Below are 10,448 nucleotides of genomic sequence, written 5' to 3'. Positions count from 1 at the left end.
GTCTGAGAATGGGGAGGGCAGGAGGAGGCGAGCACGATGGGGGCAAGGCCATCTTCAGCTCGCTGCTCGGCGAGCTGCTTGCTGGAGGATATGGCATGGATTGAGAGGACCGATCTGGTATCGCCTGCCAGACGGGCAAGCCGGACCGGGCCTTGGCGGACATAAAAAACCGGCCACGGAGGCCGGTTTCGCTGTGTGAACTGTGAACCTGAGGCTAGCGCAGCACCACGTGCTGGAAGCCCTGTACCAGACTGATGACGGGCTGGGGGTAGATGCCGAGCAATACCACCAGAATGGCTGAGAGCAGCACCACCAGGCCCCCGGAGGAGAAGGCCCAGTCGGCCCTGGCATCGCGCAGTTGCATGCCGGGTTCACGCAGGTAGAGGGTGACCATGACCCGCAGGTAGTAGTAGAGCCCCAGGGCACTGCCGAGCACGATGGCGCCACTGAGCCACCACAGCTTGGCATCGACGGTGACGCCGATGAGGTAGAACTTGCCGATGAAGCCCAGCGTCATGGGGATACCCGCGAGGGAGAGCATCATCACCGTCATCACCGCCGTCAGATAGGGGCGCTTCCAGAACAGACCGCGATAGCTGTGCAGGGAGTCCGCATCCTTGCCGCGATAGGGGCTGGACATCATGCTGATGACGCCGAAGGCCCCCAGGCTGGTGAACAGGTACATCAGCAGGTAGACACCCGCCGCTTCCACCGGCATCTCGCCGAGGCGGCTTGCCACCACCACCGCCAGCAGATAGCCGAAGTGGGAGATGGAGGAGTAACCCATCATCCGCTTGATGTTGGTCTGGATCAGCGCCAGGAGGTTGCCGACCACGATGGAGACGACCGCCATGGCCGCCAGCAGCCAGTGGATCATGGGATCCGAGGTGGCGGGTACTGCCAGGTAGAAGCGCAGCAGCACGCAGAACACGGCTATCTTGCTGACGGTGGCGAGGAAGGTGGCCACCGGTGCCGGCGCCCCTTCATAGACGTCCGGGGTCCAGAGGTGGAAGGGGGCGAGGGACAGCTTGAACGCAAAGCCGACCAGCATCAGGCCAAAGCCCCCCATCAGCAGCGGATGGTGAGCCGGGCTCTGGGCCAGGGTCACACCGAGATCGCTGAAGCTCAGGCTTCCGGCCTGGGCGTAGAGCAGTGCCATGCCGAACAGCAGGAAGGCGGTGGCACTGGCGGAGAGCACCATGTACTTGATGCTGGCTTCCAGCGAGCGCCGCTCGCGATAGGCATACCCCACCAGACCGAACATGGGCAGGGTCAGCATCTCGATCCCGATGAAGAGAGAGGCGAGGTGACGGGAGGCCGCCAGCACCAGACCACCGGCGGTGGCGATGAGCAGCAGCAGGTAGAACTCTTCCCGGTTGTCCGGATAGCCCTTGAGCCAGGTGCGACCGAAGGTGCAGGTGGCCAGGGCCCCGATGAGCACCAGCCCCATGTAGAAGACCGCGTAAGCGTCCACTTGCAGCAGGGGAGTGACCCCCTGATCCCCTTGGGCCATCACGATGGGCAGGGAGAAGAGCGCGAGGTTGAGGCCGATGATGGTGACCACGAAGGCGGTGTCGTCACAGCGCTTCCAGGCGATGGCCAGCATCAGGGCCACCATGGCCCCCGTGGTCAGCAACAGGGGCAGCAGGGCCAGCAGTTGAGAAACAGTAAACGTCATGACAGTGCTCCCGACATGGACAAGGAAGGCGAAAGAGAAAGCATCATTGCAGCGCCCCCGTGCCCGGCAGCGCGTACCAGTGCAGCACGCTCAGGAGGCTGCTGCTGGCGGTGTCGAGCACCGGCTGGGGATAAAGACCGAGCAGCACCAAGAGGCCGGCGATGGTCAGCATCATGGTCAGTTCCCGGGTATCCAGCCCCTTGAGCATGCTCTCCTCCCGGGGCGTCCCGAAGCAGGCCCGCTGCAGCATGATGAGGGAGTAGACCGAGGCCAGCACCAGCCCGAAGGTGGCGATGACGGTGATAACGGGGGCCACCTGGAAGCTGCCGATGAGGATCAGGAACTCGCCGACGAAGTTGCCGGTCCCCGGCATCCCGAGGGATGCGACGGAGAAGAACAGCATCACGCCGGGCAGGTAGCGCAACCGTCCCCAGAGACCGCCCATCTGGCGCAGATCCCGGGTGTGCAGGCGCTCGTAGAGCTGGCCGCACAGGATGAAGAGGCCGGCGGCCGAGAGCCCGTGGGCAATCATCTGTACCACTGCCCCTTGCAGGGCGAGCTCGCTGCCGGAGTAAATGGCGATCATCACGAAGCCCATGTGGGAGATGCTGGTGTAGGCAACCAGCCGCTTGATATCGGTCTGGGCAAAGGCCAGCAGGGCGCCATAGACGATGCCGATGAGGCCGAGCACCATGGCGTAGGGGGCAAACTCGGCGGACGCCTCGGGGAAAAGCGGCAGAGTGAAGCGCAGCAGGCCGTAGGCCGCGGTTTTCAGCAAGATGCCCGCCAAGTCCACGGAGCCTGCGGTGGGCGCCTGGCTGTGGGCATCAGGGAGCCAGCCATGGAGCGGCACCAGGGGCATCTTGACCGCGAAGGCGATGAAGAAGCCCAGCATCAGCAGCCACTGTACCGTGCTGCTCATGGGGGTGTTGAGCAGCTCCTGATAGTTGAAGGTGAAGACACCGGTGGCGGCGTGGTGGGTCAGTACCAGGCCCAGGATGGCCACCAGCATGATGAGGCCGCTCGCCTGGGTGTAGATGAAGAACTTGGTGGCGGCGTTGATGCGCGACTTGCCATCGGTGACCGAGTGGCCCCAGAGCGCAATCAGGAAGTACATCGGCACCAGCATCATCTCCCAGAAGAAGAAGAAGAGGAACAGATCCACCGCCATGAAGACGCCGAGCACGCCCCCCAGGATCCACAGCAGGTTGAGGTGGAAGAAGCCGATGCGCTGGACGATCTCCTTCCAGGAACAGAGGATGGCCAGCACGCCGATGAAGCTGGTGAGGATCACCATCAGGAGCGACAGCCCGTCCACGGCGAGGTGCAGGGAGATGCCGAAGCGGGGGATCCAGGGTTGTTGCCACTCGGCTGCCCAGACGGGGAGGCCGGGGTTGGCGAGGGTGAAGTCACCACCGAGCCAGATGGCGCTGGAGAGCACCAGACAGGCGCTCATGGAGGCGAGGGCCACCCAGCGGACAAACTGTCCGCCGAGCCGCTCCATCTGCCAGCAGAGCAAGCCGCCGATGAAGGGAATTAGCAAGATCCAGAGTAAGGTCACGATATCAGCTCTCATCTAGGTTCTAGTCGGGCAGGCGCTGAGCCTGCCACACAATATTGGGCTCATGGATCAGCCGAGCAGCAGCAGGGCCAGGATCAGGGCGGCGCCCATCCCCATGGAGGCTGCGTACCAGCGCAACTTGCCGGAGACGGTCCAGGCCAGCAGCTGATGCCCCCCCTGGGCCAGCACGGCGGGCAGGTTCATCATCCTGTCCAGCGGATCCTTGCCGAGCAGGCGAGTCGCCAGCAGGTAGGGCTTGACCCAAATCAGGTCATAAAGCCAGTCAAAGCCCCAGGCATTGAACCAGAGGGTGGACAGAGCCCGCCCCAGTGCACTCTCGGCGATCCCCTTCGCCAGGCGACGTTCGCCGAGGAAGAGGAAGGCGGCCAGCGCAATGCCTGCCACGGCGATGACGCCGGAGAGGATCTCGAGGCCATGGCGTCCCTCTTCGATGTGATCTCCCGGGCCGGCCGGCAGCACTCCTGCCAGCGGTGGCACGATGAGGGCGCCGACTCCGGTGGAGAGCACCAGCAGCACCAGCAGTGGCAAATGGTGGGCAAGGCCCTGTCCGGCGTGAGCCTGGGTCTGCTCCTTGCCGTGGAAGGCGATGAAGATGAGGCGGAAGGTGTAGAGGGTGGTGAGGAAGGCACCACCCAGACCGGCCCACAGCAGGGCGCTCTGGCCACTGGCCTGCACCTGCCAGAGGATGGCGTCTTTACTGTAGAAACCGGCGGTCACCAGTGGCAGCGCGGCCAGGGCCGAGCCCCCCACCAGGAAGCAGGCGTAGACCAGCGGCAGCGATTTGCGCAGGTCTCCCATCTTGAAGATGTTCTGCTCGTGGTGGGTCGCGATTATGACGGCCCCGGCGGAGAGGAACAAGAGCGCCTTGAAGAAGGCGTGGGTCATCAGGTGGAAGATGGCCCCTTCCCAGGCACCGACCCCCAGGGCCAGGAACATGTAGCCTATCTGGCTCATGGTGGAGTAAGCCAGGATCCGCTTGATGTCGGTCTGCACCAGGGCGGCAAAACCGGCCAGCACCAGGGTGATGGCACCGACCAGCGCCACCAGATGGAGGATCTCCGGGGCCAGCAGGAAGAGGCCGTGGGTGCGGGCGATGAGGTAGACACCGGCGGTCACCATGGTGGCGGCGTGGATCAGTGCCGAGACCGGGGTCGGGCCCGCCATGGCGTCCGCCAGCCAGGTCTGCAGGGGCAGCTGGGCGGATTTGCCGACCGCGCCGCCGAGCAGCATCAGGCAGGCGAACGACAGGGCAGGGGAGCCGTCGGCAAACATCGCAGGGGATCGCACCAGCAGCTCGTGAATGTTGAGGGTGCCGAGCTCGCGGTAGAGCACGAAGAGCCCGATGGCGAGGAAGACGTCGCCGACCCGGGTCACCACGAACGCCTTGAGGGCGGCGGCGCCGTTGTTGCGATCCTTGTAGTAGAAGCCGATCAGCAGGTAGCTGCACAGCCCCACCCCTTCCCAGCCCAGGTAGACGAACAGCAGGTCATCGGCCAGCACCAGGAACAGCATGCTGGCGATGAAGAGGTTGGTGTAGGTGAAGAAGCGCGAATACCCCTCTTCCCCGCGCATGTACCAGGAGGCGAACAGGTGGATGAAGAAGCCCACCCCGGTCACGACCCCCAGCATGGTCAGCGACAGCCCGTCCAGGGAGAGACGGAAGGCGGGCTGGAACTCGCCCACCGTCATCCACTGCCACAGGGTCTGGGTATAGACGCCGCCTTCCGGCATGGTATTGAGAAAATCGATGCCGACCCACAGGGTAGTGAGGGCCGAGAGACCGATGCTGCCGACACCGATGAGCGCCGAGGTGCGCTCGCCGAGGCGGCCGAGGGAGAAGGCCAGCAGCAGCCATCCCAGCAGCGGGAACAGGAAAGTCAGATATAGGAGGCTCATCCGCGCATCTCGCTCACAGTGTCCACGTTCAGGGTGTGGTAACGACGATAGAGCAGCAGTAACAGGGCGAGGCCGATACTGGCCTCCGCTGCCGCCAGAGAAATCACCAGTATGTACATGATCTGGCCGTCGGCCTGGGCCCAGCGGCTACCCGCCACCACGAACGCCAGGGCGGACGCGTTCATCATGATTTCGATACTCATGAGGATAAACAACAGGTTGCGGCGTATCAGCAGGCCGCACAGGCCGATGGCAAACAAAATGGCCGCCAGCAGGAGGCCGTGCTCCATGGGAATTCCACTCATCGCCATGCTCCTTGTGCTTGCTGGATGGAAAGGGGGCGGGCTGCCGGCAGCGAGCCATGCCTCACCACGGGGATGTCGCTCATTGCTGACCTCCTTCCTGTGTGGTACGAGGTACGGAGAGCACTTCCCCGCTCTTGTCCTCGCGGCCCAGGTGATAGGCGGTGACCAGACCCGCCAGCAGCAGGATGGAGGCGAGCTCCACCGCCAGCACATAGGGGCCGAACAGGGCGATACCGACTTCCTTGGCGCTGACCTCGGTCAGACCCAGTTCACCGCCGGTCACGCCGAGAATGCCGTGGGCCAGAAAGCCCAGCAAAATGAGGGAGAGCAGGGCCGGGCCACCCCAGGTCATGGGGGTGAGCCACTTCTTCTCCTGATCCTGGGCGCTCCCCAGGTTCAGCATCATCACCACGAACACGAACAGCACCATGATGGCGCCGGCGTAGACGATCACCTGCAGGGCCCCCGCAAAGGCGGCGCCCAGGCAGAAGAAGATCATGGCCACGGCGATGAGGGAGATGATGAGATTGAGCAGCGCATGCATGGGGTTGCTGGTGCTGATCACCCGCAGCGTGCTGTAAACGGCGACCAGGGCCGCGGCATAGAATGCCAGTTCCATGATTGACTCCTAGGGCAGCAGGCTCTTGACATCGATGGGCTTGGCTTCGTTCTCGGCATCCCCTTTGGGTTTGCCGTCGATGGCCATCCCGCTCATGCGGTAGAAGTTGTAGTCCGGGTATTTGCCGGGGCCGCTTATCAGCAGATCTTCCTTCTCGTACACCAGATCCTGGCGACGATACTCCCCCATCTCGAAATCCGGCGTCAGCTGGATGGCGGTGGTGGGGCAGGCCTCCTCGCACAGGCCGCAGAAGATGCAGCGGGAGAAGTTGATGCGAAAGAACTCCGGGTACCAGCGGCCATCTTCCCGCTCCGACTTCTGCAAGGAGATGCAACCGACCGGGCAGGCGACCGCACACAGGTTGCACGCCACACAGCGCTCGTCGCCATCGGGATCCCGGGTCAGTACGATGCGACCGCGAAAACGGGGGGCGGCGTAGACCGGCTGCTCCGGGTAGCTCAGGGTTTCACGGGGGCGCCAGGCATGGGAGAAGACCATCCCAAGGCTGCGCAACTGGGTGCCAACACCCTTGATAATGCTCGTAATTTTCATAGGTGCCTCACTGCACATTTATCAGCACTGGCGCCTGGGCGTTTCCTTGCCGCAGACGGCCGAATCATCGTCATGTCCATCTCGTTTTGCTCACGCATTCATCAGCACCACGGCAGCGGTGACCAGCATGTTGAGCAGGGTCAGGGGCAGGCACACTTTCCAGCCAAAGGACATCACCTGGTCGAAGCGCGGGCGGGGCAGGGAGGCCCGCAGCAGGATGAAGAACACCATGAAACAGGCGGTCTTCAGGGCGAACCAGATGAAGGGCGGCAGCCAGGGGCCGTGCCAGCCACCGAAGAAGAGGGTCACGATGAGGGAAGAGATCAGCACGATGCCGATGTACTCCCCCACGAAGAAGAGACCCCACTTCATACCCGCGTACTCGATGTGATAGCCGTCGGCGAGCTCCTGCTCGGCCTCCGGCTGGTCAAACGGGTGGCGGTGGGTGACGGCGACCCCGGCAAACAGGAAGGTGACGAAGCCCAGGATCTGGGGGATCACGTTCCACATGCCGGCCTGGGCCTCGACGATGTCACGCAGGTTGAAGCTGCCAGTCTGGATGACGATGCCCATGAGCGAGAGGCCAAGGAACACCTCGTAGGAGAGGGTCTGGGCCGAGGCGCGCAGGCTGCCGAGCAGGGAGTACTTGTTGTTGCTCGACCAGCCTGCGAAGAGCACGGCATAGACCGCCAGCCCGGCGATGGCCAGGATATAGAGCAGCCCCACGTTGAGATCCGCCACGCCCCAGGTGGGGGTGATGGGCACCACCGCAAACGCCAGGATGAAGGCGGTGAAGGCGATGATGGGGGCCAGCACGAAGATCCGGCGATCCGCAAAGGGCGGGATCCAGTCCTCCTTGAAGAACATCTTGACCATGTCGGCCGCCAGTTGCAGCAGGCCGAAGGGGCCAACCCGGTTGGGGCCGTAACGGTCCTGCCACAGTGCCAGCAGGCGGCGCTCGATGAAGCTCATGAAGGCGCCAGCCCCCACGATCCCCACGAGTACGACCAGGGCCTTGCCGACCTCGATCAGCAGATCCATCAGAGAGTCGCTCATGCGATGACCTCCTGCAGGTTATCGATCAGGGCGTGGTGCAGGGCGGTTGGCAGGCCGTTCACCCCGAGTGGCAACCCTGCTAGGCCCGGAGCCAGCGCATCGCTCAGGCGCAGACGCAGGCGCCAGTGGTTGCCACCCCAGGAGAAGGCCACCAGTGCGTCAGGGGACAGTGCCAGGCGCGCGGCATCCGCCGGGTTCAGTACCAGGGTGGGTTCCCCCATGCGAGCCTGGATGACCGGGCTTCTGGCGGAGAGCTCCTCGCCACCGAACAGCTGGTCATAGCTCACCACCTGCAGGGATGCGGCGGGCAGGAAGGGGGCCGGGATGGCGCCAAACCAGCCCAGGTTGCCTTCGCCCGGCTCCAGCAGGCGGCGACCGGGATCCCCGGCACGCAGGTTGCCGCCCACCTCGTCCTGGAACTTGTTCCAGGCGGAGGGGGAGTTCCAGCCCGGTGCCCAGGCAAACGGTACCTGGGAGAGGGGCTGGCGGGCACCGGCGTAGCCTTCCATGGAGAAGGCGAACGGCGAATCGGGATCCTGGGCGACTCTGGGCTCGCTCACGTTCTGGTTCGCCAGCATGGAGGTGCGACCACTGTAGCGGTGCGGCTCCCGGGCGAGCTTCATGCCGCGAATGCGCAGGCCGGCGTTGGGTGCAGCTTCACCCATGGTGGTGAGCAGCGGGGCGCTGGCGGCGCAATCGCGACTCACATCGTCGAAGGTGTTCCAGCGAACCGAACGCGGTTGCTGGCTCCCTTGCAAGGCATCCAGCCAGCGCCAGCTCTCGCGCACCTGGATATCGGCGTTGTAGAAGGCGGGAGCATAGACCTGGAAGAAGCGCTGGGCACGGCCTTCCATGTTGACCAGGGTGCCATCGCCTTCTGCAAAACTGGCGGCAGGCAGCACCAGATCCGCCTTCTTCGCGGTGGCCGTCTCCTGATGGTCGATGACCAGCAGGTGTTGCAGGCGATCCAGGGCGGCGTCCACCCGGCTGCGGGGGGCTCGGCGGTAGAGGTCGTTCTCAAGAACGACCAGGGCAAGCCTCTCTTCCCCTTCCATGCGTTCGAGGGCTGCCTCCAGCGGGGCGGCATGCCGGGCCAGCATGGCCAGCCCCAGGCTGTTGGCTTCCTGAGCCACGAGGGCAAGCTCCGCGGCCTGGCCACGGCCCTTGAGGGCGCGGGCGATGTTGCTGGCCGCATCGATCAGAGCCTCGTTGCGGGCACCATTGCCTGCGATGATGAGGGGCTTTTTGGCGTTGCCAAGCAGGTCGGCCCATTGGGCGGCGAGGGCCTGCTGTTCGGGGGAGAGATCCGTTGGCGCCGGTGCACTGGCGTCCAGCAGGTGGGCGATGGCAAACCCGAGGCGCGCCTGATCCGCGTGGGGGGCATGCAGGGTATCGGCGGCCACGTCGTCGAGACGGGTCTGATCCAGGCTGGTGATGAGCAGCGGGTAGCGTTCATTCTGAGCGAGCGTCTGCACCGCGGCGACCTGCCACAAGTCCACCTTCAGCTTGCGGGCAATTTCGCGCCCCTTGCCTTTCACTGCCTGGCGCAGGGCCAGGGCGATGCGGGCGGCGGTCTGGGTGACATCTTCCCCGAGCACCAGCACGGCGTCGGCTTCTTCCATGTCGCGCAGGCTGGGAGTGCGCACGCCGCCGTGCTCCAGAATGTCCAGCATCTTCTGCAGGCATTTCCATTCGCTCTGCTCGACCCCGGAGTAGAAGTTGGCGGCCCCCACCAGTTCGCGCAGGGCGAAGTTGCTCTCCAAGGAGGCGCGGGGTGAGCCGATGCCGATGACGCCGCTGGCGGTGCGCAGCGCATCCGCGGCCCGGTTCAGGGCGCCATCCACCGTGATGGCCAGCTTGTCACTGCCATCCTGCAGCAGGGGCTGGCGCGGGCGGTCGGTCAGATTGACGTGGCCGTAGCCGAAGCGGCCGCGATCGCAGAGGAAATAGTGGTTCAGGGCACCGTGGAAACGGTTCTCGATGCGGCGCAGCTCGCCGTAGCGCTCACCCGGGCTGATGTTGCAGCCGACCGAGCACCCCTGGCAGATGCTGGGGGCGAACTGCATGTCCCACTTGCGGTTGTAACGCTCGGAGTGGGTCTTGTCGGTGAAGACGCCGGTGGGACAGACCTCCACCAGGTTGCCGGAGAATTCGCTCTCCAGAGTGCCATCTTCGACCCGGCCGAAGTAGACGTTGTCATGGGCGCCATAGACCCCGAGATCCTCGCCACCTGCGTAATCCTTGTAATAACGCACGCAGCGGTAGCAGGCGATGCAGCGGTTCATCTCGTGGTTGATGAAGGGGCCCAGATCCTGATTCTGGTGGGTGCGCTTGGTGAAACGGTAGCGGCGGCTGTTGTGGCCCGTCATCACCGTCATGTCCTGCAGGTGGCAGGCGCCACCCTCTTCGCACACCGGGCAGTCGTGGGGGTGGTTGGTCATCTGCCACTCCACCACTGTCTTGCGAAACTCCTTCGCCTCTTGATCCTCGATGGAGATATAGGTGCCATCGGTGGAAGGGGTCATGCAGGACATGACCAGGCGGCCGCGCTTGTCGTCGGCATTCTGATACTGTTTGACCGCGCACTGGCGGCAGGCACCGACGCTACCGAGCGCCGGGTGCCAGCAAAAATAGGGGACGTCCAGACCCAGCGACAGACAGGCTTGCAGCAGGTTGTCTGCCCCGTCTACCTCGTACTCTTTACCGTCTACATGAATGGTTGCCATACAACTTCCCTGAAACCTGTTTTATGAAATCGGC

At 64.2% G+C, this 10,448-nt stretch carries 8 protein-coding genes; all 8 read right to left on the bottom strand.

The genetic code is table 11. From position 1 onward, the window contains the following. Nucleotides 1–214 precede the first annotated feature (214 nt). On the bottom strand, nucleotides 215–1,678 hold the full coding sequence (nuoN, locus tag PG883_RS07145) for an NADH-quinone oxidoreductase subunit NuoN (RefSeq protein ID WP_010675039.1): 1,464 nt from the start codon (nucleotides 1,676–1,678) through the stop codon (nucleotides 215–217). Between the two features lie 43 nt (nucleotides 1,679–1,721). After that, nucleotides 1,722–3,239 (bottom strand): NADH-quinone oxidoreductase subunit M, encoded by a 1,518-nt coding sequence (nuoM, locus tag PG883_RS07140; protein WP_010675038.1) that lies wholly within the window; start codon nucleotides 3,237–3,239, stop codon nucleotides 1,722–1,724. A gap of 69 nt (nucleotides 3,240–3,308) precedes the next feature. Beyond that, a complete protein-coding gene (gene nuoL, locus PG883_RS07135) occupies nucleotides 3,309–5,156 on the bottom strand; it encodes an NADH-quinone oxidoreductase subunit L (RefSeq protein WP_010675037.1) in 1,848 nt (615 codons plus the stop codon). Further along, on the bottom strand, nucleotides 5,153–5,461 hold the full coding sequence (gene nuoK / locus PG883_RS07130; RefSeq protein WP_010675036.1) for an NADH-quinone oxidoreductase subunit NuoK: 309 nt from the start codon (nucleotides 5,459–5,461) through the stop codon (nucleotides 5,153–5,155). Before nuoK ends, nuoL begins: the two co-directional genes overlap by 4 nt. Before the next feature lie 79 nt (nucleotides 5,462–5,540). Continuing rightward, nucleotides 5,541–6,080: an NADH-quinone oxidoreductase subunit J gene (nuoJ, locus tag PG883_RS07125; RefSeq protein WP_010675035.1), complete on the bottom strand. Its 540-nt coding sequence runs from the start codon at nucleotides 6,078–6,080 to the stop codon at nucleotides 5,541–5,543. A 9-nt stretch (nucleotides 6,081–6,089) separates the two neighbouring features. Next, on the bottom strand, nucleotides 6,090–6,632 hold the full coding sequence (gene nuoI / locus PG883_RS07120) for an NADH-quinone oxidoreductase subunit NuoI (protein WP_010675034.1): 543 nt from the start codon (nucleotides 6,630–6,632) through the stop codon (nucleotides 6,090–6,092). 90 nt (nucleotides 6,633–6,722) lie between these two features. Continuing rightward, on the bottom strand, nucleotides 6,723–7,688 hold the full coding sequence (gene nuoH / locus PG883_RS07115; protein WP_010675033.1) for an NADH-quinone oxidoreductase subunit NuoH: 966 nt from the start codon (nucleotides 7,686–7,688) through the stop codon (nucleotides 6,723–6,725). Next, entirely contained in the window at nucleotides 7,685–10,414 is a 2,730-nt protein-coding gene (gene nuoG / locus PG883_RS07110) for an NADH-quinone oxidoreductase subunit NuoG (RefSeq protein ID WP_010675032.1), read from the bottom strand. Before nuoG ends, nuoH begins: the two co-directional genes overlap by 4 nt. Nucleotides 10,415–10,448: the final 34 nt, after the last annotated feature.

Source organism: Aeromonas sp. QDB25, from assembly GCF_027707725.1.
GTDB lineage: Bacteria > Pseudomonadota > Gammaproteobacteria > Enterobacterales > Aeromonadaceae > Aeromonas > Aeromonas caviae.
This window is presented reverse-complemented; position numbering and strand designations above follow the sequence as displayed.

What these genes read in the sequence shown, in the direction of transcription:
- nuoK (WP_010675036.1), bottom strand. Translation starts at nt 5,461, where the DNA reads ATGAGTGGAATTCCCATGGAGCACGGCCTCCTGCTGGCGGCCATTTTG.
- nuoH (WP_010675033.1), bottom strand. Translation starts at nt 7,688, where the DNA reads ATGAGCGACTCTCTGATGGATCTGCTGATCGAGGTCGGCAAGGCCCTG.
- nuoL (WP_010675037.1), bottom strand. Translation starts at nt 5,156, where the DNA reads ATGAGCCTCCTATATCTGACTTTCCTGTTCCCGCTGCTGGGATGGCTG.
- nuoG (WP_010675032.1), bottom strand. Translation starts at nt 10,414, where the DNA reads ATGGCAACCATTCATGTAGACGGTAAAGAGTACGAGGTAGACGGGGCA.
- nuoN (WP_010675039.1), bottom strand. Translation starts at nt 1,678, where the DNA reads ATGACGTTTACTGTTTCTCAACTGCTGGCCCTGCTGCCCCTGTTGCTG.
- nuoI (WP_010675034.1), bottom strand. Translation starts at nt 6,632, where the DNA reads ATGAAAATTACGAGCATTATCAAGGGTGTTGGCACCCAGTTGCGCAGC.
- nuoJ (WP_010675035.1), bottom strand. Translation starts at nt 6,080, where the DNA reads ATGGAACTGGCATTCTATGCCGCGGCCCTGGTCGCCGTTTACAGCACG.